The organism is Microvirga arvi (assembly GCF_016892765.1).
GTDB lineage: Bacteria > Pseudomonadota > Alphaproteobacteria > Rhizobiales > Beijerinckiaceae > Microvirga > Microvirga arvi.
On sequence record NZ_JAFEMD010000004.1, the window covers coordinates 16312 to 38356 of the forward strand.

Sequence of the window (22045 nt, forward strand, 5' to 3'; positions counted from 1 at the left end):
ACCTTCTGGGTCACTGGCCTTACTGGGTCGCTTGAACCGGACCGCCAGCCACGAGAGCGGTATAGACGGCAAGGCGCTGCCGCAGGGTGGCGGGCGTCTCGCGGTCGGCGGCGATCTGGTCGAACCAGCGACCGGCATAATCCATGTCACCGGCCTTAAGGCCGGACAGGCCCAAGAGTTCCCTAGCGGAATGGCGCCACGTATTAGTGGGTGCGGCGAGCGGCTCCACGGCCTGGCGCAGGGCGGCGGGCTCAGAGGTGTCGAGGCGCAGCCACGCGGCCCGGAGGCGGGCAAGGTCCTTCCAGAGCGCGGGCACGGAGGCATCCTTGGCGAGCGCGTCGTAGGCCGAGGCGCCGTTTTCCGCGTTCTGCTGGCCGAGTTCGGCGGCAAGGCGGAAACGGGCGAGCAGGGCATAGCCTGTGCCGCCATCCTCCTTCACGACCGTCTCGAAGGCGGCTTGCGCCTCCTGGCTCTTGTTCTCGGAGGAGAGGCGCAGCGCCTCCTCGTAGCGCACGGCGGCTTCCTGGGCGAGGGTCTCCTGCCGGTGCTGCCAGAAGCGCCAGCCGCCGACGCCGACCACGACCAGGGCCACCACGGCAATGATGATTCCGTTGTAGCGCTGCCAGATCTGGGCAAGCTGGTCGCGACGATATTCCTCGTCGACTTCGCGAATGAACTCGTCGTTCTGAGCCATCGTCTCACTCTTGCGGCGCGTCGGCCGCCTCCTGCAATCGAAGGAGGTCGCCTAACACACACGATTGCACAAGGCGAGAGGCTTCATGCCCGCATGGGGAGCACGGGAACCCCGATGAGCCACGGATGGAGCCAGAAGAGGAAGGCCAGGTAGACCACCGTGCCGATCGCCACCGCCAGGATGTCGTTGCGCCAGCCCGCGGGCGCCGCGGTGCCCCCGTGCTGGGCTGCCACGTCCCGGCGTTTGGCGCTGATGCGGGCGAGGACCGCCCAGACGAGGAACGAGCCGAAGAGCAGGATCGAGCCGAGATCGCCGTTGGCGAGGAGATGCGCGAGGGCCCAGATCTTCACGCCCGCGAGCATGGGATGCTTGAGCCGGGCCTTGATATGCCCCGGCAGATAAGCGGCCACGAAGCATATGAAGGCGACCAGAACCAGCAGGAGCGCGAGGTGCCGGGTCCAGACCGGCGGGTCCCAGACGGGAATATAGCCATTGGCGCGGTATTGCCCGTAGCCGATGGCGATCAGGACGATGCCGGCGAGCGAAAGAAGGGAATAAAGCCCCTTGTAGGGCCCCTCCCCGACCCGGCCGATGATCGCGGCGCGGCCCTTTCTCGCCATGCTGAAGGAATGGGTGCCGAGAAAGATCACAAGGCCGAGAATGAGCAGCGTCACGGGGAGCCTCCAGGAATAAGAACTTATAGCCGGAACTGCCAGTAGAAACCAACCGGCTCCCCAGCGGCGACACGCCGGTATGAACAGCCCCGACGTCGCAGGCCGCAAGTTTCCATCCTTGTGCAAAGCCTTGGACTGCCTAAACTTTTAACACGAGGGCGTCTTGCGGCACGAAAATTTCCCGGCTAGTGACCCGCTCAAACCTTGCCTTAGACTAAAACGGCACTAGCCGGGCTGCTTCAAGTTCGATAGCTAGGCCGAAAGACTTCAACCAACAGGTTCCAGGGGGGAGACAGGTGACGGCACTTCTCGGGCTATCCCGTGTCATCGACTCGATCAACGTACGTATCGGCAAAGTCGCCGCTTGGGCCATCGTGGTGGCCGTGCTGGTGTCCGCCGTCAATGCCATCATCCGGCGCCTCTTCGGCGTCTCGTCCAATGCCTGGCTCGAGCTGCAATGGTACCTGTTCGGTGCCGTCTTCATGCTCTGCGCGGCCTGGACCCTGAAGGCCAACGAGCACATCCGCATCGACATCATTTCGAACAAGCTCACGAAGCGGGGGCGCGACACGATCGACCTGATCGGCCACCTCTTCTTCCTGTTCCCCTTCGTGGCCCTGATGCTCTATCTGGCCTTCCCCTATTTCTTCAATTCGTACCGCTCCGGCGAGGTCTCCTCCAACGCGGGCGGCCTGCTGATCTGGCCGGCCAAGGGCCTCATCCTGCTGGGCTTCATCTCACTGGCCTTCCAGTGGCTGAGCGAGCTCATCAAGCGTGTGGCGATCATGAAGGGGGACCTGGTCGACGAGCATGACACCGCCGGCCACAACGCCGTCGAGGCCGAGGCCGAGCGGCTGATCGCCGAGCTGGCCGATACCAGCACCACCAAGGGCGGCGAGCCCCCGGGCGACGTCCTGCGCTGACGCCCCTCGCCCGATCTGAATTCCGGAGTCTCGTCCATGGCTGCATTCATTGCCCAGAACCTCGCACCGATCATGTTCGGCGCGCTGGTGATTTTCCTCCTCCTCGGCTACCCGGTCGCCTTCTCGCTCGCGGCCAACGGCCTTCTGTTCTTCTTCATCGCGGTGGAGCTGGCGCCTCTGGCGCCCCAGAGCATTAACCTGTCCTGGCCGCTGCTTCAGGCGCTGCCCGACCGCATCTACGGCACCATGTCGAACGAGGTGCTGCTCGCGATCCCGTTCTTCACCTTCATGGGCTACATCCTCGAACGCTCCGGGATGGCGGAGGACCTGCTCGACACCATCGGCCAGCTCTTCGGCCCGCTTCGCGGCGGTCTCGCCTATGCGGTCATCTTCGTGGGCGCCCTGCTCGCCGCCACCACGGGCGTCGTCGCGGCGTCCGTGATCTCCATGGGCCTGATCTCCCTGCCGATCATGCTGCGCTACGGCTATGACCGGCGCCTCGCCTCGGGCGTGATCGCGGCCTCCGGCACGCTCGCCCAGATCATCCCGCCCTCCCTCGTCCTCATCGTCATGGCCGACCAGCTCGGCCGCTCGGTGGGCGACATGTACGAGGGCGCGTTCTTGCCCGGCATCATCCTCGCAGGCCTCTATGCCGGCTACGTGCTCATCGCCTCGCTCATCGACCCGAAGGCCGCTCCCGGCCTGCCGCTGGAAGCCGTCGGCTTCCGGGAGCCCAACGGCTCGCGCGGCGTGTGGCAGCTCGGCATCCTTGTGCTCTTCTCGGGCCTCGTCGGCTACTACGTGCTGTCGCAGACCAACACGAAGGCCGGTGCGGATTTCGTCATCCTGACGATCTGCGTCGGAACCGTGGTGGCGCTCATCTGCGCCCTCATGAACAAGCTGCTCGGCGCCAAGCGCATCGCGATCTCCGCCGTGCTCACCGTGCTCCTCATCGGCGCCTACGTGGTTCTCAATAACCAAGGGCACGAGAATCTGGCGCTCACGCTGGAGATGGTGATTGCGGGCGCGATCTACGCGCTTGTGGTCGGCATCGTCGAGCGGTTCACCGGTCTTCGCCTCATGTCGAACATGGCCCAGCAGACGACCTTCGTCATGGTGCCTCCGCTGCTGCTGATCTTCCTCGTGCTCGGCACCATCTTCATCGGTCTGGCCACCCCGACCGAGGGCGGCGCCATGGGCGCTCTGGGCTCCGTAATCCTGGCGGCGATCAAGCGCAGGCTCGACAACAACCCGAACCGCTTCAACTTCACCATCGTACGTCAGGCCACGGAAGCGACCGCGAAGCTCTCCGCCTTCGTGCTCTTCATCCTGATCGGCGCCCGCGTGTTCTCGCTCACCTTCTACGGCGTGAACGGGCACATCTGGGTCGAGCACCTGCTGACCTCGCTCCCGGGCGGTCAGGTGGGCTTCCTGATCGTGGTCAACGCCCTGGTCTTCATCCTGGCCTTCTTCCTCGACTTCTTCGAGCTGGCCTTCATCGTGGTGCCGCTGCTCGGCCCCGCGGCCGAGAAGCTGGGCATCGACCTGATCTGGTTCGGCGTCATGCTGGGCGTGAACATGCAGACCTCGTTCATGCACCCGCCCTTCGGCTTCGCCCTGTTCTTCCTGCGCTCGGTGGCTCCAAAACAGGCCTATCTCGACCGCGTGACGGGCAAGCGCATGGAGCCGGTGACCACGGGCCAGATCTACTGGGGCGCCATTCCCTTCGTGATCATCCAGCTCATCATGGTGGCCATCGTCGTGATCTTCCCAAACATCGTGATGCACTACAAGGCGGCCGGCCCCGTGGTCGATCCGGCGGCGGTGCAGCAGAAGCTCGACCAGCTCCTGGTCCCCGGCCTCGGCGCCCCTGGCGATCCGGGCGGCCTCCCCGGCCTGAACTTCGACGAGCCGCCGAAGATCAAGTGAGGCGGTTCACGCGAGATACGGAAAAGGCGGGCTTTGCGGCCCGCCTTTTTGTTTGAGCTGATCGTCGCTCACCGCAGCTGAAGCGCACTGGTGTCATTCCCGGAGGGACGCGCAGCGGAGGGGAAGGGAATCCCTAGTGCTGAGCGTGTGAGTGGATCCCCTTCCCTCACCTGCGGCTCGCCGGGGATGACACCTACCGCGTCATGGCCGGGCTCGTCCCGGCCATCCACGTCTTCAATCCTCTCAAGTCTCCCCACTGACCTCATCCTGAGGAGGTTGCGGAGCGACCGTCTCGAAGGAGATTCCAGTGCGTGCTTGATCCTCCTTCGAGACGCCGCTTGCAGCGGCTCCTCAGGATGAGGGCTGAGTATTGTCAGCCTTCAGAACGTGGATGCCCGGCACAAGGCCGGGCATGACGGGGAAAAGAGTGGCAGGACGCGATTGTGACGGTTTACCGAGCCGCCTCTTCATAAAGCTCCGGCTTGAAGCCGACGACGAGACGCCCGCCGAGATCCAGCACCGGGCGCTTGATCATTGAGGGCTGGTCGAGCATGAGCGCCATAGCCCTGCCCTCGTCGAGACCTGCTTTGTCGGCATCGGGAAGCTTGCGGAAGGTTGTTCCCGCACGGTTGAGCAGCGTCTCCCAGCCGACCTCACGCACCCAGGACTCGAGCCGTGCCCGATCAATCCCCTCAGCCTTGTAGTCATGGAACGCGTAAGACACGCCCCGGCCAGCGAGCCAGGCGCGCGCCTTCTTCACTGTATCGCAATTCCTGATGCCGTAGAGCGTGACGGACGCCATCGCCTATTCCCACTCGATGGTGCCGGGCGGCTTAGACGTGATGTCGTAGGTGACGCGGTTGATGCCCTTGACCTCGTTGATGATGCGGGTCGCGACCCGGCCGAGGAAGGCCATGTCAAAGGGATAGAAATCCGCCGTCATGCCATCGATCGAAGTCACGGCGCGCAAGGCGCAGACATGGTCGTAGGTGCGCGCATCGCCCATGACGCCGACAGTCTTGACCGGCAGCAGCACGGCGAAGGCCTGCCAGATCTCGTCGTAGAGGCCGGCATTGCGGATCTCTTCGAGGTAGATGGCGTCGGCCTTGCGCAGGATGTCGAGTTTTTCGCGGGTGATCTCGCCGGGAACGCGGATGGCGAGGCCCGGACCGGGGAACGGATGGCGGCCGACGAAAGCGTCAGGCAGGCCGAGCTCGCGGCCGAGCACCCTCACCTCGTCCTTGAACAGCTCGCGCAGGGGCTCCACGAGCTTCATCTTCATGCGCTCGGGAAGACCGCCCACATTGTGGTGGCTCTTGATGGTGACGGAAGGACCCCCAGTGAACGAGACGCTCTCGATCACGTCCGGATAGAGCGTTCCTTGCGCCAGGAAGTCCGCGCCGCCGATCTTCTTGGCCTCCTCGTCAAACACGTCGATGAACAGCCGGCCGATGGTCTTGCGCTTGACCTCCGGGTCTGACACGCCCTCCAGCGCGCCGATGAACAGGTCCTGCGCCTGCACGTGGACGAGAGGGATGTTGTAATGGTCGCGGAACAGGGTCACCACCTGCTCGGCTTCCGAGGCGCGCAAAAGGCCGTGGTCGACGAACACGCAGGTGAGCTGGTCGCCGATGGCCTCGTGGATCAGGACCGCCGCCACGGCGGAATCGACGCCACCGGAGAGGCCGCAGATCACCCGGCCCGAGCCGACCTGGGCGCGGATGCGCTCGATGGCTTCCTCGCGGAAGGCCTTCATGGTCCAGTCGCCCCGGCAGCCGGCGATGTCGCGCACGAAGTTGCGGATGAGCTGCGCGCCCTGCGGGGTATGCACGACCTCGGGGTGGAACTGCACGCCGTAGAACTTGTGCTCTTCGTCGGCCACGACCGCGAAGGGCGCGTTCTCGGAGGCCGCCAGGACTTCGAAGCCTTCGGGGAGCTTGGTGACCCGGTCGCCGTGGCTCATCCAGACCGGATATTTCTTGCCGACCTGCCAGACGCCCTGGAAGAGCGGGCTCTCGGACAGAACCTCGATCTCGGCACGGCCGAACTCGGAATGGTGCCCGCCCTCGACCTCGCCGCCGAGCTGCGCCGCCATGGTCTGCTGGCCGTAGCAGATGCCGAAGACCGGAAGATCAGTGTCGAACAGTTCCTGCGGCGCCCTTGGAGAGATGTTCGAAGTGACCGATTCCGGCCCGCCGGAAAGGATCACGCCCTTGGGCTTCATGGTGCGGATCGCCTCGGCCGCCTTCTGGAACGGCACGACCTCCGAATAGACCCCATCCTCGCGCACGCGCCGGGCGATGAGCTGGGTCACCTGGGAGCCGAAATCGATGATGAGAATCTTGTCGTGGGTCTGGGTCATGGTCTCTCGCGTGGGCCCTTAAGCGGAGGAGCGGAAAGCCCCCGTGCTTTACCCTCATATCGCTGCGGATGTCATGCCTTTTGAGGCTTGCGCCCCCAAGTCCCACGATTTTGATGGCCGGCGGCCCGGTTGCTGGCACGCTGCCCAAGCAGGAGCCCCGCCTGCCGCGAAGGCAGGCGGGGCTCGGATGATCGCTGACGGAACCGGCTGTCTAGAACACGATGAAATCGTCGTGCTTGAGACCGGCCCTCGGAGTCATGCGGGCGAATTGCACCTGGGCCGTGGCCCCGTCTCCATCCGGGTCATAATAGACTGCGCCCGTAGCTCGATCGTAGATGATGCGGTCGTTGCCGTCGTGGGCCTCCGCTCCTCTGTGGAAGGCTGCGTCTGCGAGACGCCCGCGCGCCAGTCCGGCGAAGATCGCATCGTCGAGCCGGATCGTGTCGCTGGTGACCGAGAAGCTCCGGATCCGGTCCACGTTCTCCAAGGCGTTCAGGGTGCTGTCGAACGTGAAGACATCGCGTCCCGCGTCACCCTGCATCACATCGTTTCCATAGCCGCCAATGAGGTTATCGTTTCCTGATCCGCCAATGATCGTATCGTTCCCTAGATTGCCGATGAGCCTGTCGTTACCCGCCTGCCCCTGCAGGTTGTTTGCCGCATCGTCGCCCTCCAGGCGATCTGAGAATCGGGTGCCGATGACGCCTTCGATCCCGATATAGGTATCCCCTGCAGCATTGAGGCCTGTATTGCCGCCGGGGGCAGCGAGGCTGACGGCCACGCCCCGGGAGCCGGTGTGATACACATCGTAGCGGGCGAAGTCGAACCCGCCGCCGCCATTGAGAATATCGGCGCCGCGCCCGCCGACCAGGACGTTGTTGGCATCATTGCCGATCAGCGTATCGGCAAAGTCGCTGCCCTGGAGGCCCTCGATGGCAACGTAGGTATCCCCGGCCGCATGGCCCGTATTCACGGAGGGGTCCGCGAGGCTCGCCGTCACGCCCTCCGGAGCGGATTTGTAGCGCGCGAAGTCGAAGCCGCGGCCCCCGTTGAGAATGTCCGCACCGGTCACTCCCTCAAGAACGTTGTCACGGGAGTTGCCCGTCAGGTTGTCGTCGAAACGGCCGCCTCTGACGCGCTCGATGGACGAGTACCGGTCCCCAAGGGCTTCCCCCGTATTCCGGGCCGGACTGCCCAAGCTTACGGTAACCGCAGTTGTTGCGTCCCTGTAATCGGCCCAGTCTTCGCCTGGGCCGCCGATGATGCGATCACGACCTGGCCCGCCGCGCAGAAGGTCATCGCCTAATCCACCATTTAGAATGTCATTCCCGCGTCCGCCGACGATGGTGTCGTCTCCCCCGAGGCCGTTGAGGGTGTCGCCGACCCTTGTTCCCCTCAGGGCATCACCGCGAATTGTCCCAATGCGTACCGCCACTGTTGTCTCTCCCCGGCAGTCGCCCCCATCCTGAAATGTGTTGTTGCGGCGAGCTTAGATGCATTTGGAAGACCGGCAACGTCTCTTAATGTTTAGCCATGTTCAGGCCGGTCGAATCCAAAGCAAAACCCTGGGGAAATACCTCTATAGCCAGAATATCGTCTCATCCGACTATGGCGGCACGCACGATTACTGCCATTTGTCCTAGGTGGGCACTTCTTCGGGGGTAATTCAGGAGAATTCACGCCTCGGGAGTGGCGCATCGGCTGGATTCCAAAGCGCAAGTCTATTATCGGGTCCGATGTCCTAGGAGCCACTCCGCAGAACCGCGATGAAGAAACCGTCCGTTCCGGTTCTGTGAGGCGTCAGCTGAAGGCCGTAAGCCGTGGTGCGAACCCGATCCGCGAGCACGCCGAATCCGGCAGAATTGAGCAGATCCTGGTGCGACTGAGCCTTGAAGCCGCCATGGCGTTCCATGAAATCCGAGAGTGCGTCGTCGTTCTCCTCCGGCAGGATGGAGCAGGTGATATAGACGATGCGGCCACCCGGCTTCACCAGCCCTGCCGCCCGATCGAGGACGGTGGCCTGCTCCTTGCGGCGGATCTCGAGGCTGCCGGGACGAAGGCGCCATTTCGCATCCGGATTGCGCCGCCAGGTGCCGATTCCGGTGCAGGGCGCGTCCACGAGAACGCAATCGATCTTCCCGTCGAGATCCGTGACCGCATCGGCCTTGGCGCGCGGCGTGCGGACCTGGACGTTGCGAACCCCTGCCCTGGTCAGTCGGTCATGGATCGGCGCGAGACGGCGCGCGTCGTTGTCGGTGGCATAGATCTGCCCATGGTTCTCCATCCGGGCTGCGAGCGCGAGGGTCTTGCCGCCGCCGCCTGCGCAGAGATCGACCACCTGTTCGCCCGGCTTGGCTCCCGAGAGCAGCGCCACGAGCTGCGAGCCCTCGTCCTGGATCTCGATCCACCCTTTCAGGAATTCCGGCTCGGACTGCACGGCAGGACCGCGCCCGTCCTCGCCCGGCATGATCCGCAGGCCCAGCGGCGACAGCGGCGTCTCCACCGCACCGAGATGCGGCAGGGCATCGTGGGCCTCCTCGCGGGAGGAAACCTTCAGGGTGTTGATGCGCAGATCCAGGGGCGCACGAGTGGAGAGCGCCTGCATCTCGGCAACGAGATCGTCGCCGAAGAGACGCTGCAGCGACGGCTCGATCCAGTCCGGAAAGTCGCCGGCCACCGGAGTCGGAGCTCCGCCGAGATCGGCTTTCTCCAGCCGCTCGCGCTCGTTCTCCGACAGCGGCTCGGGTGCGAAGCGCGCGCCCGAGCAGAGCGCTGCGATGGCGTCGGCATCGAGCCCGCGCTGCAGCCTCAGCATGCCGAGCACCACAGCCCGGGGCGTCGTCTCGCCCATGATCCAGGCGGCGGAGGCCTTCCGGCGCAGGGCGTCATAGACGAGGCTCGCGATGGCGGCCCGGTCCTTGGAGCCGGCGAAGCGGTGCGACAGGCCCCAATCCTTGAGGGCGTCGGTGGCCGGGCGGCGGCGGGCATCGATATCGGCGAGGACCTCGATGGCGGCGGAGATGCGGGCGGCAGGTATCATTGCAAAAGCACACTCGAGCTTGGCCGTAGATACGACACAGAGTTTCCTATTTTCCGTCAGGATCGGGCATGAAGGAAAAGACGTGCATTCCGCACGATTCTTCCTGGAGTTTTCCGCCCATGCTCACCCTGACACGCATCGTTGCTGTCGGCCTGACCCTTGCCATTGCGGCCTGCGCGACAACGCCGCCGCCGGCGGTCGATCTGACGCCTCCCGCCCCGCGGGCGACCGACGCCAAGACGCAGCTCGAGAGCGGCAGGAGGTACTGAGCCTCCCACGACCTCACCCTGAGGAGCCGCTGACAACGGCGTCTCGCAGAAAGATCCAGAGAGCCCTGGAGATGCCCTCGTCCTTCGAAACGGCCTGACGGCCTCCTCGGGATGAGGGCTTTCCCGAGAGCCTGTATAACTTCCCTGCCCTTAAACGCCAGCTTCCGCCGCAAAGATGCGGATGCCGAAGATCACCCACATGATCGCCAGGATCAGCACGCCTACCACGAAGGCCATGAAGCGCTGGGAGATCTTGTTCGAGGTGGTGTGGATGGCCGCATGGACGAGACGGCTCGCCACGAACATCCAGGACATGATCACGAACAGCATGTCCGCCTTGCGGGTGATCAGCGCCAGGACCACCAAGACATAGAACAGCACCGGCAGCTCGAACTGGTTGTGATACGAGTTCTGGATCTGCGTCACCCGGTTAGGCCAGTTGCGCTCGCCGAGGGCGATGTCCTTCACCTTCACCTCGCCGCTGCGAAGATGGCCGACGCGGGTCTGGCCCATCCAGAACAGCAGGATAAGGGTGAGCCCGACCTGGACGAGGACGGGCAGGATGACGGCGGAAATGCTCATGGGTGGAAGACTCGCTGAAGCTTAGCTGCGAGTCGGATAATTAGGACTTTCCCGGGTGATTGTCACATCGTGCACGTGGCTCTCGCGCAGGCCGGCAGAGGTGATGCGGATGAACTGCGCCTTATCGCGGAATTCCGGCAGGGTCGCCGCGCCCACATAGCCCATGGAGGCGCGAAGGCCGCCGGTGAGCTGGTGCAGGACGCCCGCGACCGGGCCCTTATAGGCCACCTGCCCCTCGATGCCCTCCGGCACGAGCTTGAGGGTGTCGCGCACCTCCGCCTGGAAATAGCGGTCGGCAGAGCCGCGGGCCATGGCGCCCACCGAGCCCATGCCGCGATAGGACTTGTAGGACCGGCCCTGGTAGAGGAACACCTCGCCGGGAGTCTCGTCCGTACCGGCAAGCAGCGAGCCCACCATGGCGCACGAGGCGCCGGCAGCGAGCGCCTTGGCAAGGTCGCCCGAGAACTTGATGCCGCCATCGGCGATCACCGGGATGTCGGCTTGGCCGGCCGCCTCGACGGCCTCCATGATGGCGGTGAGCTGGGGCACGCCCACGCCCGCGACAATGCGGGTGGTGCAGATGGAGCCCGGTCCGATGCCGACCTTGATCGCGTCCGCGCCCGCATCGATGAGAGCCTGGGCGCCCTCGCGCGTCGCCACGTTGCCGGCGATCACCTGGACCGCGTTGGAGAGCTTCTTCACGCGGGTGACGCTCTCCAGCACCTTCACGGAATGGCCGTGGGCGGTGTCGACCACGACCACGTCGCAGCCGGCATCGATGAGGCGCTCGGCGCGCTCGAAGCCCTGCTCGCCCGTGGTGGTGGCGGCTGCGACCAGCAGGCGCCCTTGAGAATCCTTGGCGGCGCTCGGATAGGCCACCTGCTTCTCGATATCCTTCACCGTGATCAGGCCGATGCAGCGGAAATGGTCGTCGACCACGAGAAGCTTCTCGATGCGGAACTGGTGCAGGAGATGGCGGGCCTCGTCCTGGCTCACGCCTTCGCGGACGGTGATCAGCCGGTCCTTGGTCATCAACTCGGAGACTTTCTGGGCCGGGTTGCTGGCAAAGCGCACGTCGCGGTTGGTGAGAATGCCGACGAGCTTGCCCTTGGCCCCTCCGGGTCCGCGCTCGACCACCGGGATGCCTGAGATGCCGTGATGCTTCATCATCGACAGCGCCTCGGCGAGCGTCTCGTCCGGATGGATGGTGATGGGGTTCATCACCATGCCCGACTCGTAGCGTTTCACCAGACGGACCTGCTCGGCCTGAGCATCCGGCTCCAGATTGCGGTGGATGACGCCCAAGCCCCCGTTCTGGGCCATGGCGATGGCCATGCGGGCTTCCGTCACCGTATCCATGGCGGAGGCGATGATCGGCATGTTGAGGCGGATGGTCTTGGTGAGCTTGGTCGCGACGTCCACGTCGCTGGGCAGGACTTCGGAGCGGCCGGGCCGGAGCAGCACGTCATCGAAGGTCAGGCCTTCGATGATCTTATCGGCGAATACAGAGGCCATGACCAACTCCTTTGAGGGTGCGCGGATGACAGGAATAACGCTTTGGCGAGTTGGCACGGGTCCGTAGCACGGCCTTTCCTTTTCGCAAAGGGTCGAGCGGCGCGTCACCAGAAGACCTGCATTGCGCCTTTTTGCTCTTTGCAAGGGGGTTGCATGGCGCTAATTCCCACGAGTCATGCGTCAATCCCGCCTTCTCCCGCTGATCATCGCGACGGCCCTGTTCATGGAGAACATGGATTCGACCGTGATCTCCACGTCCCTGCCGATGATCGCGCAGGATCTGGGAACCGCCCCCATCGCGCTCAAGCTGGCGCTGACCTCCTATCTGGTCAGTCTGGCGATCTTCATCCCGATCTCGGGCTGGATGGCCGACAGGTACGGAGCCCGGACCATCTTCACCGCCGCCATCGGCGTGTTCATGGCAGGCTCGCTCGCCTGCGCCGGCGCCAATTCCCTCGAAGGCTTCGTGTTCTCCCGCTTCGTTCAAGGCGCCGGCGGAGCGATGATGGTCCCGGTCGGCCGCCTCGTGCTCCTGCGCAGCGTGGCCCGCAGCGAGGTCGTGCAGGCGATGGCGACCCTGACGATCCCGGCGCTCATCGGCCCCATCATCGGGCCGCCGCTCGGGGGCTTCATCACGGAATACTTCCACTGGCGCTGGATCTTCTTCATCAACATCCCGATCGGGATTCTCGGCATCGTGCTCGCCACGATCTTCGTTCCCAACATCAGGGAAGACGACACCCCGCACCTCGACTTCATCGGCTTCATGCTGACCGGAGTGGGCTTCTCCCTGCTGATGCTCGGTTTCTCCACCAGCGGACAGCATCTCATCCCGGCCGAAATCTCGCTTGGATGCACAGTGATCGGAGCCGTCAGCTTGGTCCTCTACGTCTTCCACGCCAAGCGCACCCCCCATCCCGTGCTGCAGCTTGGCCTCCTGAAGATCCCCACCTTCCGGATCAGCGTGCTCGGCGGCTCGCTCTTCCGTATCGGCATCGGGGCGATCCCGTTCCTGCTGCCGCTGATGCTGCAGGTGGGCTTCGGCTTGAGTCCACTGGCCTCGGGCTCCCTCACCTTCATCGCCGCCGTGGGCGCGCTGTTCATGAAGACCATGGCCAAGCGCATCCTCGAACGCACGGGCTTCCGCCGGTTGCTCATGATCAATGCCTTCATCGGCGCAGCATTCGTGGCGGCGAACGGGTTCTTCACCCCCGAGACGCCGCACTGGCTCATCATGATCATCCTGCTGACCGGCGGCTGCTTCCGGTCGCTGCAGTTCACCAGCCTGAATGCCATCGGCTATGCGGAAATCTCCAACCGGGAGATGAGCTACGCCACCAGCCTGGGAAGCGCCCTGCAGCAGGTCTCACTCAGCATCGGCGTGGCGTTCGGCGCCTTCGTGCTGGAAATCGCTTCCACCCTCGACGGGACGCCTGGGATCACGGCCGCCGACTTCGGCCCCGCCTTCTGGGCGGTCGCCACGATCTCGGCCCTGTCGGGCTTCGTCTTCGCCGGTCTTTCACCAACAGCCGGCGCCGAGATGTCGGGACACAAGATTGTGAAGGACAGACCACCCTCCACCGGCCTGGGAGACGGTATGTCGGGCCGCTAAGCTGGGCTAGCATCCCTCCGAGGGAACAAGGAGACCACCCAGGATGGACCAGCGCATCATCGATCTCTACGACGAGTTCACCCATGGCGACATGAGCCGCCGCAGCTTCATCGACAAGCTTGCGGCTCTCGCCGGCAGCACGGCGGCCGCGACGGCCCTGCTGCCGATCCTGCAGAACAATTATGCCCACGCGCAAACCGTGCCGGAGACCGATCCGCGGATCACCGCGGAAACCGTCGATATTCCCGGCGCGCAAGGCCTCAAGGGCTATCTCGTGAAACCGAAGGATGCCTCGGGCAAGCTGCCGACCGTGATCGTCATCCACGAGAACCGGGGCCTCAACCCCCACATCAAGGACGTCACCCGCCGCATGGCGACGGAAGGCTTCATCGCCTTGGGCCTGGACTACCTCTCGCCCATGGGCGGCACGCCCGCCGACGAGGACAAGGGCCGCGAGATGATCGGCCAGTTGAAGCAGCCGGACGTGATTGCCTACGGCAAGGCGGCCGTGGCCTATCTCAAGAGTCGCCCGGACGGCAACGGCAAGGTCGGCGCCCTCGGCTTCTGCTGGGGCGGCGGCGCTGTGAACACCCTCGCGGTCAACGAGCCCAACCTCAATGCGGGCGTCGCCTATTACGGCGGCCAGCCGAAGGCGGAGGACGTGCCAAAGATCAACGCCGCGATGATGCTGCACTACGGCGGCCTGGACGAGCGCATCAATGCAGGCATCCCGGCCTACGAGGCGGCGCTGAAGCAGGCCGGCAAAACCTATGAGATCCACGTCTACGAGGGCGCCAACCACGCCTTCAACAACGCCACCAACGCAGCCCGCTACGACAAGGACGCTGCGGAGATGGCGCGGAAGCGGACGGTGGCGTTCCTGAAGAAGAATTTGGCTTGAATCTGCAGTCATCCCGGATGGCGTAAGCCGATCCGGGATCGTTTGAACCAGTCGAGCACTGTCATCCCGGGGCCGCAGAGCGGAGCCCGGGATCCATAACCACGACCTGAGACCAGTTTGGTGCTGTCAGTGGTTATGGATTCCCGCCTACGCGGGAATGACAGTGCTGAGGTTCAACTGTCTCGCATTGCACCCGATCCCGGATCGGCTATGCCGTCCGGGATGACGCCTGCCCACCTAGTCCTCGAACGCGTCCACCTGCAGCCGCTTGCCGACCATGAAAGCGTCGGCCACGAGGCGGAAGGGGGCGTCGTCGACTTCGGAGTGGCCGATGGTCAGGAGGGCGTCGAAACGCCTGTAGATGCCCTGGTACTCGGCAGGCTCCTCCTGCACCATCAGCCGCCCGCCGATCTCCAGGCAGCTGCCGCCATGGGTGAGCTTCAGGGTCAGGCCGGCTTCCGTCTCCACCTCGATGTCCCATGTCTGCGGCCCGGTCTGGCGCCAGTCGAACACCGCCTGAAGGTCGCCCTGGCCGTGGCTCATGGATAAGGTGAGATTGGCCGCGATCGGCGCATCGCGGTTGGCCGGGAATTCCAGGCTGGACGTCTTGACGAAGACCGGCTCGGGCATGATGCGGGTGACGATGGAAAGCGCGTTGATGCCTGGATCGAAAACACCGAAGCCGCCCGCCTCCCAGATCCATTGCTGGCCCGGATGCCAGTGCCGCACGTCCTCTTTCCAGGTCACGAGAAGGCGCTTGATCGACCAGCCGGCGAGCGCCTTCTTGGCCTCGTCGACCGCCTTGTTGTACTGGGCGTGCCAGGTGGTGAAGACCACCTTGCCGGTCTTGGCGGCAAGGGCCTTCAGATCCTCGAGTTCGCTTAAAGTGGCCGCCGGGGGCTTTTCCAGCAGGACGCTCTTGCCGGCGAGAAGGGCTTCGCGGGCGATCTGATGCCGGACCTGCGGCGGCGTGCAGATCGAGACCGCATCCAGTTCCGGCACCTTCAGGAGCTCTCGGTAGTCCTGGAAGGTGTATTTCGCATCCTCATGCGAGAGCCCCCGTGTGCTCGACACGGCGAGAAGCTCGAAATCTGGATTGGCCTTGATCACGGGCAGATGCTGATCCTGCGCGATCTTGCCGAGGCCGATGATGCCGATCCGGTGCACTGCCATGGTCGTGGTCCTTCGAAAATCCGGGGCTTGAAGCTAGAGCATCGGCCCCAAAAGTGGAGGGCACTTCCGGGATCCATCCGATGGTCCGTTGCGAGAATCGGTCAGGCTTCGGGTGTTTCGTCCGCCCGTCCCCGGAAACCGGTGGCCATCACATAGAGTTCCGCCGAGTCGGCCCGGCTCGCGGCCGGCTTCACGTGGCGCACCACAGCGAAGTCGCGCTTGAGGTCGGCCAGCAGCTGGTTCTCCGTGCCGCCCTGGAACACCTTGGCGACGAAGGCGCCGCCCGGTGCGAGGATCTCGCGGGCGAAGTAGATGGCGGCCTCGGCGAGGCCGATGATCCGCAGGTGATCGGTCTTCTTGTGGCCTGTGGTGTTGGCCGCCATGTCGGACATGACCACGTCGGCAGGCCCGCCGAGCATCTCGATCAGCTTGCCGGGAGCGCTCTCGTCCAGGAAGTCGAGCTGGATGAACTCGACGCCGGGCATCGGATCGATGGGAAGGAGGTCGATGCCGACGACCTTGCCTTTCGGACCGACTACCTTGGCGGCGATCTGCGACCAGCCGCCCGGTGCGGCGCCGAGATCGACGATCTTCTGGCCCGGCTTCAGGATGCGGTACTTCTCGTCGATCTCCAGCAGCTTGTAGGCCGCGCGCGAGCGGTAGCCCTCCCGCTTGGCGCGGGCGACGTAAGGATCGTTGAGCTGGCGCTCCAGCCATTTCTGCGAAGAGAGGGACCGCTTGTTGGCGGTTTTCACCCGCTGCTTGAGATTGCGGACCCCCGAACCGGACTTGGCGCTCACCGCGGGCTGCCCCCTCGCCACACGGAATCCTCTCGCATCATGTTCATCAAAATTCCTTCGCGCAGTCCGCGGTCCGCGATGCGCAGGCGCTCCGACGGGAAGGCCCGGCGGATCGCTTCCAAGATGGCGCAGCCGGCAAGAACGAGATCGGCCCGCTCCCTGCCGATGCAGGGGTTCTCGGCCCTCTGGCTGAAATCGGAATGCAGCAGGCGCTGCATCACCGTCGAGATCTCGCCGTTGCGCATCCACATCCCATCCACCCGGCGCCGGTCGTAGCGCGCCAGGCCTAAGTGAATGCCGCCGACGGTGGTGACGGTTCCCGAGGTTCCGAGCAGATGGAAGTTGTGGGCGCGCCCCGCCTGGGCTGCCACGAGAGCGAAGTCCATGAGAAGCTCCGACACTTCCTCGACCATGCCCTCGAAGGTTTTGGGCGTAACATCGATGCCGCCATGGCGCTCGGCCAGCGTCACCACGCCGACGGGCAGCGAATCCCACGCGCGGATACGCTTGCAGGGATCGGCGAAGGCATGCGGTGCCCGGCCGTCGAGCCAGGCGATCTCCGTGGAGCCGCCGCCGATGTCGAACACGATGACGGAGTGTGCCTTAGGATCGACGAGGGAGGCGCAGCCCGTGACGGCGAGATAGGCTTCCGTCTTGCGGTCGACGATCTCGAGATCGAGGTCCAGTTCCCCGCGAACGCGCTCGATGAAGGCGGCGCCGTTCTCGGCGAGTCGGCAGGCTTCGGTCGCGACGAGTCGCGCCCGCGTCACGTCCTTCGATGCCATCTTCTCCCGGCACACGCGCAAGGCATCGAGCGTGCGCTCGATCGCACCATCGCTCAGGCGGTTGCCGAGACCCAGCCCCTCGCCGAGGCGGACGATTCGCGAGAACGCATCCACGACCCGGAAGCCGAAATGCGCAGGTTCCGCAATGAGAAGGCGGCAATTGTTCGTGCCGAGGTCGAGTGCCGCGTAGCTTCTCGACGAGCGCCGCCGCATCTCTATCCTGGCTGCAGGCGCGGGACGGTCAGCAACCCAGGCCTCGCCGTTTGCCGAACCGTTGAGCGGTTCGGCAAGCCGGTCACCTTCTGCTGTCACGTCCGCTTTGACGGTCAAAACTCAAGTCCCCGCGGCACCCGGTTCAGATGCCTGTTTGACCAAGAGAGTAACCATCGCCCCGCCATCCTGCCAAGGGTGACCCCCGTAGTTTATGGTTTTGCCTCCAAGGAGGTATCACACAGACAAGCCTCGGAAGCGCTCCGTGAGTCCGCTCAAAACGTCTGCGCCCACATTGGCGATCGCCACCCGCAGATGCCCCTCCTGACCAGGGCCGAAATAGCTTCCGGGCAGGCACAGAACGCCCCGTTCGGTCGCGAGCTTCTCGGCAACTTGCTGCGCTTTCGCACCGGAGAACGGATGGCGCAGATAGGCGAAATAGGCGCCGACCGACTCGATCGTCCATTCCGGCAACGGCGCGAGCGCGTCCTGAAAAACCTGTGCACGGCGGTTGATCTCGGCCCGGTTGTCCTCGCGCCAGTCGCGCAAAGCCTCGATGGCCCAGGGCAGCGCGCCCTGGGCCGTGCGCGGGGCGCAGATCTGGATGCAGTCGAGAATCTTGGCCACCTGCTCGATGAATTTCGCATCGGCCGTGATGGCGCCCGTGCGGTGGCCGGGAATCGCGTAGGATTTCGAGAAGGAATAGAGCTGGATGACGTTGTCGCGCCAGCCGTCGCCGGTGAAAAGCCCGTGCGCACGGTTCATGCCCTGCGGCAGAAAGTCCCGATAAGTCTCGTCGATCACGAGATAAATGCCGCGCCTGGCGCAGAGCTGTGCGAAGCTTTCGATCACATGGGCCGGATAGACGGCACCGGTCGGGTTGTTGGGCGTGACGAGGACGATCGCCCTGACCTTCTCGTCGATCATCCCCTCCGCATCCTCGACACGGGGCACGAATCCGGCTTCGGCGCGGCAGGGCAGCGGGCGCGGCTCGATGCCGAGCATGTCGAGACTCATCTGGTGGTTGAAGTACCAGGGCGTCGGCAGCAGCACCGCCTCATTGCGATGGGCCAGCAGCATCATGGCGGCGAAGAAGGCCATGTTGCAGCCGGCGGTCACGGCCGTGTCCTGCGCCTCGATGCGGCCCTCGTAGATGCGCGACAGCTCGGCCGCATAAGCCTGCCTGAGAGGCGCATCCCCGTTGATCGGGCCGTATTGCGAGCCCGCGGCCGAGCCCGCAACGGCGGCCATCCGATCCAGCAGTTCCTGATGCGGCGCGTTGCCTGGTACGGCCTGGGAGAGATTGATCAGCGGTCCGCATGACCCGTCATAACGCTTCGTCCAGGCCTGCGCCTCCGGGATCGGAGGGCTACCGACATCGGCGACCAGAGGATTGATGGGATTGATGAGACCGCTCGTCATGAGAGAGTCCAACTCCGGGAAACGACAAAGGGCAGGACGCCCGGCGAGACTCCACCGAAACCTCCTGCCCTGCAAGCTTTGTCCGCCTTCACATACTCTGGACCTTATCCTGAGGAGCAGACGTCAGTCTGCGTCTCGAAGGATGAGGGCTGCGGGTGCTTTAGAGCATATTTCGGCGAAGTGGATCCGGTTCGCCGTCAAACTATGCGGCAAGCCAAACAAGAGAGATGATTCCAGGTCAGTGGAAACAGCTCTAGCCTCAGTCCTTCGCGCGCTCCACGTAGGAGCCGTCTTCCGTCATGATCACCACGCGGGTGCCGGCCTGGATGTGGGGCGGCACCAGGGTGCGCACGCCGTTCGACAGCATGGCGGGCTTATAGGACGAGGAGGCCGTCTGGCCCTTCACCACCGGCTCGGTCTCCGTGATCTCGAGGGTCACGCGGGCGGGCAGCTCGATGGCGATGGCGATGCCGTTATGGATCGAGAGCATCACCGCCATGCCCTCCTGGAGATAGGCCTTCTGGTCGCCGATGATGTCTTCCGGAACCACGACCTGATCGTAGGTCTCGGGGTTCATGAAGTGGAAGCCCTCGCCGTCCTGGTAGAGGAAGGTGTGCTCGCGATCCTCGACGAAGGCGCGCTCGACCTGCTCGGTGGTGCGGTAGCGCTCGGAGACCTTCACGCCGTCGGAGATGCGGCGCATGTCGAGCTGGGTGACCGGCGTGCCCTTGCCGGGGTGGATGTTCTGGGCGGTGAGAACCACATAGAGCCTGCCGTCCATATCGACGACGTTGCCTTTGCGGAGCGTAGAGGCGATGACCTTCACGGGAGGCTTTCCTTGTGACAGATAGAGGCGCGTCGTGAGGGTCGGGTCGTCCTGGCCCCAGTGGCACCGAAAACTATTTCGGAGCCGCAAGTAGCCTATCTTCGCGCAAATCGCCAGTCCGACCTTAACGAGCCCTTTGGAATGGATAAGCCCGTGCCTACCCCCTCGCCCTGGTGGACGCCGCATGTCCATGCGGACCGCCGCCCGTTTCTCATGGGCAGGAACCGGATCCAGGCAGCCCTGCGCGGCTTCTTTGCCGCCCGAGAGTTCGTGGAGGTCGACACGGCCACGCTCCAGACCTCGCCGGGGAACGAGGCCCATCTCCATGCCTTCGCGACCGAGGCCATCGGCCTCGACGGCTCGATGTCGCCCCTTTACCTCCACACCTCGCCGGAGTTCGCCTGCAAGAAGCTCTTGGCGGCGGGCGAGAGCCGGATCGCGTGCTTTGCCCATGTCTACCGCAACCGGGAGCGCGGCCCCCTGCACCACCCGGAATTCACCATGCTGGAATGGTACCGGGCGGGCGAGAGCTACGAGACGCTCATGAAGGATTGCGGCGAGATCCTGGGCCTCGCCGCCGAGACGGCGGGCACCCGCACCCTCGCCTTCCGCGGCCGCGAGACCGATCCTTTCAAGGAGCCGGAACGCCTGAGCGTGGCCGAGGCCTTCGAGCGCTTTGCCGGCATTGACCTCCTCGCCTCCATCGACCGGAGCGGCGCCACGGATTGTGGCCTCCTCGCCGCGAGCCTCAGGACCGCCGGCCTGCGGGTGGCGGAGGACGACACCTGGGCTGATCTGTTCAGCCGCGTCATCGTCGAGCGGGTCGAGCCCAACCTCGGCCTCGGACGCGCCACGATCCTGGACGAATACCCTGTCGCGGAAGCGGCGCTGGCCCGCCCGACCGCCCGCGATCCGCGCGTGGCGGAACGGTTCGAGCTCTATGCCTGCGGCGTGGAGCTCGCCAATGCCTTCGGCGAGTTGACGGACCCGGCCGAGCAGCGCCGCCGCTTCGAGGCCGAGATGGCGGAAAAGATGCGGGTCTATGGAGAAAGCTACCCTGTGGACGAGGACTTTTTGGCAGCGCTAGCCCACATGCCCGAGGCGAGCGGCATCGCGCTCGGCTTCGACCGGCTCGTGATGCTCGCCACCGGCGCCTCGCGCATCGATCAGGTGCTCTGGGCCCCCGTGCCGGAGACGGGCCGGTGAACGCCCTGCGCCCCCTCCGCACCCCTGCCGAGCTGGTCGAGGCCGGTCTCGTCGCGCCCGATGAACTGGCCGGGATCGAGCGCGTGGCGGAGCGCTATGCCGTCGCCGTCAGCCCTGCCATGGCCGCTTTGATTGACCGGAGCGATCCGAACGACCCCATCGCCCGCCAGTTTGTGCCCGATGCGGCGGAGCTGACCACGACGCCCGAGGAGCGCGCCGACCCCATCGGCGATCTGGCGCACAGCCCCGTCGAGGGCATCGTCCACCGCTATCCCGACCGGGTGCTGCTCAAGGCGGTGCATGTCTGCCCGGTCTATTGCCGCTTCTGCTTCCGCCGCGAGATGGTGGGGCCGCAGGGGCTCGGCACCCTCTCGACGGAGGCCATGGACAAGGCCTTCGCCTATATCGCTGCGCATCCGCAGATCTGGGAGGTCATCCTCACCGGCGGCGACCCGCTCGTGCTCTCGCCGCGACGGCTTGCCGAGATCATGCAGCGGCTTTCCGCCATCGACCACGTGAAGATCGTCCGATTCCACACCCGCGTGCCGGTTGTCGAGCCGGAGCGCGTTGACGAAGCGCTTATCGCGGCCCTCAAGGCCAGCGGCAAGACGGCTTATGTGGCGCTCCACGCCAACCATCCGCGTGAGCTTACACCCGAGGCCCGCGCCGCCTGCGCCCGGCTCGTGGATTCAGGCATCGTCATGATCAGCCAGTCGGTGCTGCTGAAAGGCGTCAACGACGATCCCGATACATTGGCCGCCCTCATGCGCGCCTTCGTAGAAACACGCATCAAGCCCTATTACCTCCACCACCCCGACCTCGCCCCCGGCACGAGCCATTTCCGTCTCTCCATCGAGGAAGGCCGTGCCCTCGTGGCCAGCCTGCGCGGGCGGATCTCGGGCCTGTGCCAGCCGACCTACATCCTCGACATTCCGGGCGGGCACGGAAAGGCGGTGATCGGTCCGGACGCGCTCCGGGATAACGGAAGCGGCTGCATGGTCACGGACTTCAGAGGCGGCGAGCACGCCTATCCTCCCTCGGAGTAAGGAGCCGAAGCCGGTTTCGCCACATCACCGGCTGGTAAGTGAGGTATGATCGCCTCCGGTTACAGGGCCATGGACA

General features: G+C 64.8%; 20 protein-coding genes. 7 read left to right on the forward strand and 13 right to left on the reverse strand.

Translation table 11 applies throughout. The features are described 5' to 3' along the window. Positions 1 to 19: 19 nt before the first annotated feature. Positions 20 to 694 (reverse strand): tetratricopeptide repeat protein, encoded by a 675-nt coding sequence (locus ILT44_RS03430; RefSeq protein WP_204238169.1) that lies wholly within the window; start codon positions 692 to 694, stop codon positions 20 to 22. Positions 695 to 777: 83 nt separating this feature from the next. Then, positions 778 to 1368, reverse strand: coding sequence for an NnrU family protein (locus ILT44_RS03435; protein ID WP_204238170.1), 591 nt, complete (start codon positions 1366 to 1368; stop codon positions 778 to 780). A 296-nt stretch (positions 1369 to 1664) separates the two neighbouring features. On the opposite strand from ILT44_RS03435, the gene ILT44_RS03440 reads away from it, so the two are divergent. Both ILT44_RS03440 and ILT44_RS03445 read left to right on the forward strand, forming a co-directional pair. Further along, complete coding sequence (locus tag ILT44_RS03440) at positions 1665 to 2291, forward strand: TRAP transporter small permease subunit (RefSeq protein WP_204238171.1); 627 nt, start codon at positions 1665 to 1667, stop codon at positions 2289 to 2291. 36 nt (positions 2292 to 2327) lie between these two features. Next, on the forward strand, positions 2328 to 4220 hold the full coding sequence (locus ILT44_RS03445) for a TRAP transporter large permease (protein WP_204238172.1): 1893 nt from the start codon (positions 2328 to 2330) through the stop codon (positions 4218 to 4220). Positions 4221 to 4671: 451 nt separating this feature from the next. Here ILT44_RS03445 and ILT44_RS03450 read toward each other — a convergent pair whose 3' ends face one another. The 4 genes from ILT44_RS03450 to ILT44_RS03465 all read right to left on the reverse strand — a co-directional run bounded on the left by ILT44_RS03450 (position 4672) and on the right by ILT44_RS03465 (position 9622). Next, positions 4672 to 5022, reverse strand: a complete 351-nt coding sequence (locus tag ILT44_RS03450) for an ArsC family reductase (protein ID WP_204238173.1) — start codon at positions 5020 to 5022, stop codon at positions 4672 to 4674. A gap of 3 nt (positions 5023 to 5025) precedes the next feature. Next, a complete protein-coding gene (guaA, locus tag ILT44_RS03455) occupies positions 5026 to 6582 on the reverse strand; it encodes a glutamine-hydrolyzing GMP synthase (protein ID WP_204238174.1) in 1557 nt (518 codons plus the stop codon). Positions 6583 to 6793: 211 nt separating this feature from the next. Further along, on the reverse strand, positions 6794 to 8017 hold the full coding sequence (locus ILT44_RS03460) for a calcium-binding protein (RefSeq protein ID WP_204238175.1): 1224 nt from the start codon (positions 8015 to 8017) through the stop codon (positions 6794 to 6796). 306 nt (positions 8018 to 8323) lie between these two features. After that, a complete protein-coding gene (locus ILT44_RS03465) occupies positions 8324 to 9622 on the reverse strand; it encodes an RsmB/NOP family class I SAM-dependent RNA methyltransferase (RefSeq protein ID WP_204238176.1) in 1299 nt (432 codons plus the stop codon). A 119-nt stretch (positions 9623 to 9741) separates the two neighbouring features. Between ILT44_RS03465 and ILT44_RS03470 the strand changes: the two genes are divergently transcribed. Next, positions 9742 to 9891 (forward strand): hypothetical protein, encoded by a 150-nt coding sequence (locus ILT44_RS03470; RefSeq protein ID WP_204238177.1) that lies wholly within the window; start codon positions 9742 to 9744, stop codon positions 9889 to 9891. 150 nt (positions 9892 to 10041) lie between these two features. On the opposite strand, the gene ILT44_RS03475 is transcribed toward ILT44_RS03470, so the two are convergent. Together ILT44_RS03475 and guaB are read right to left on the reverse strand one after the other, a co-directional pair. Beyond that, complete coding sequence (locus ILT44_RS03475) at positions 10042 to 10473, reverse strand: MAPEG family protein (RefSeq protein WP_204238178.1); 432 nt, start codon at positions 10471 to 10473, stop codon at positions 10042 to 10044. 21 nt (positions 10474 to 10494) lie between these two features. Next, positions 10495 to 11988 carry an IMP dehydrogenase gene (gene guaB, locus ILT44_RS03480; protein WP_204238179.1) on the reverse strand — a complete coding sequence of 498 codons (1494 nt, stop codon included), beginning with the start codon at positions 11986 to 11988 and terminating at the stop codon, positions 10495 to 10497. A 175-nt stretch (positions 11989 to 12163) separates the two neighbouring features. Between guaB and ILT44_RS03485 the strand changes: the two genes are divergently transcribed. Both ILT44_RS03485 and ILT44_RS03490 read left to right on the forward strand, forming a co-directional pair. Further along, positions 12164 to 13600 (forward strand): DHA2 family efflux MFS transporter permease subunit, encoded by a 1437-nt coding sequence (locus tag ILT44_RS03485; RefSeq protein ID WP_204238180.1) that lies wholly within the window; start codon positions 12164 to 12166, stop codon positions 13598 to 13600. Between the two features lie 43 nt (positions 13601 to 13643). Beyond that, positions 13644 to 14501, forward strand: coding sequence for a dienelactone hydrolase family protein (locus ILT44_RS03490; RefSeq protein WP_204238181.1), 858 nt, complete (start codon positions 13644 to 13646; stop codon positions 14499 to 14501). 237 nt (positions 14502 to 14738) lie between these two features. Here ILT44_RS03490 and ILT44_RS03495 read toward each other — a convergent pair whose 3' ends face one another. The 5 genes from ILT44_RS03495 to efp form a co-directional block, all read right to left on the reverse strand. Continuing rightward, positions 14739 to 15674: a Gfo/Idh/MocA family protein gene (locus ILT44_RS03495; RefSeq protein WP_204238182.1), complete on the reverse strand. Its 936-nt coding sequence runs from the start codon at positions 15672 to 15674 to the stop codon at positions 14739 to 14741. A gap of 101 nt (positions 15675 to 15775) precedes the next feature. Beyond that, a complete protein-coding gene (locus tag ILT44_RS03500) occupies positions 15776 to 16474 on the reverse strand; it encodes an RlmE family RNA methyltransferase (protein ID WP_204238183.1) in 699 nt (232 codons plus the stop codon). Then, positions 16471 to 17472: a Ppx/GppA phosphatase family protein gene (locus ILT44_RS03505; RefSeq protein WP_239467888.1), complete on the reverse strand. Its 1002-nt coding sequence runs from the start codon at positions 17470 to 17472 to the stop codon at positions 16471 to 16473. Before ILT44_RS03505 ends, ILT44_RS03500 begins: the two co-directional genes overlap by 4 nt. Before the next feature lie 234 nt (positions 17473 to 17706). Further along, positions 17707 to 18891, reverse strand: coding sequence for an aminotransferase (locus ILT44_RS03510; protein WP_204238185.1), 1185 nt, complete (start codon positions 18889 to 18891; stop codon positions 17707 to 17709). A 259-nt stretch (positions 18892 to 19150) separates the two neighbouring features. Beyond that, on the reverse strand, positions 19151 to 19717 hold the full coding sequence (gene efp, locus ILT44_RS03515; RefSeq protein ID WP_307826302.1) for an elongation factor P: 567 nt from the start codon (positions 19715 to 19717) through the stop codon (positions 19151 to 19153). Between the two features lie 153 nt (positions 19718 to 19870). Here efp and epmA point away from each other — a divergent pair, with 153 nt between their 5' ends. Both epmA and ILT44_RS03525 read left to right on the forward strand, forming a co-directional pair. Further along, complete coding sequence (gene epmA / locus ILT44_RS03520; RefSeq protein ID WP_204238187.1) at positions 19871 to 20923, forward strand: EF-P lysine aminoacylase EpmA; 1053 nt, start codon at positions 19871 to 19873, stop codon at positions 20921 to 20923. Next, positions 20920 to 21969 carry a lysine-2,3-aminomutase-like protein gene (locus ILT44_RS03525; RefSeq protein ID WP_204238188.1) on the forward strand — a complete coding sequence of 350 codons (1050 nt, stop codon included), beginning with the start codon at positions 20920 to 20922 and terminating at the stop codon, positions 21967 to 21969. The genes epmA and ILT44_RS03525 overlap by 4 nt, the downstream gene beginning before the upstream one ends. Positions 21970 to 22045: the final 76 nt, after the last annotated feature.

Bases quoted from the DNA above. Each gene is read 5' to 3' on its own strand.
- ILT44_RS03430 (WP_204238169.1), bottom strand. From the start codon at position 694: ATGGCTCAGAACGACGAGTTCATTCGCGAAGTCGACGAGGAATATCGT.
- ILT44_RS03445 (WP_204238172.1), top strand. From the start codon at position 2,328: ATGGCTGCATTCATTGCCCAGAACCTCGCACCGATCATGTTCGGCGCG.
- ILT44_RS03450 (WP_204238173.1), bottom strand. From the start codon at position 5,022: ATGGCGTCCGTCACGCTCTACGGCATCAGGAATTGCGATACAGTGAAG.
- guaA (WP_204238174.1), bottom strand. From the start codon at position 6,582: ATGACCCAGACCCACGACAAGATTCTCATCATCGATTTCGGCTCCCAG.
- ILT44_RS03465 (WP_204238176.1), bottom strand. From the start codon at position 9,622: ATGATACCTGCCGCCCGCATCTCCGCCGCCATCGAGGTCCTCGCCGAT.
- ILT44_RS03470 (WP_204238177.1), top strand. From the start codon at position 9,742: ATGCTCACCCTGACACGCATCGTTGCTGTCGGCCTGACCCTTGCCATT.
- ILT44_RS03475 (WP_204238178.1), bottom strand. From the start codon at position 10,473: ATGAGCATTTCCGCCGTCATCCTGCCCGTCCTCGTCCAGGTCGGGCTC.
- guaB (WP_204238179.1), bottom strand. From the start codon at position 11,988: ATGGCCTCTGTATTCGCCGATAAGATCATCGAAGGCCTGACCTTCGAT.
- ILT44_RS03485 (WP_204238180.1), top strand. From the start codon at position 12,164: ATGCGTCAATCCCGCCTTCTCCCGCTGATCATCGCGACGGCCCTGTTC.
- ILT44_RS03490 (WP_204238181.1), top strand. From the start codon at position 13,644: ATGGACCAGCGCATCATCGATCTCTACGACGAGTTCACCCATGGCGAC.
- ILT44_RS03495 (WP_204238182.1), bottom strand. From the start codon at position 15,674: ATGGCAGTGCACCGGATCGGCATCATCGGCCTCGGCAAGATCGCGCAG.
- ILT44_RS03505 (WP_239467888.1), bottom strand. From the start codon at position 17,472: ATGCGGCGGCGCTCGTCGAGAAGCTACGCGGCACTCGACCTCGGCACG.
- ILT44_RS03510 (WP_204238185.1), bottom strand. From the start codon at position 18,891: ATGACGAGCGGTCTCATCAATCCCATCAATCCTCTGGTCGCCGATGTC.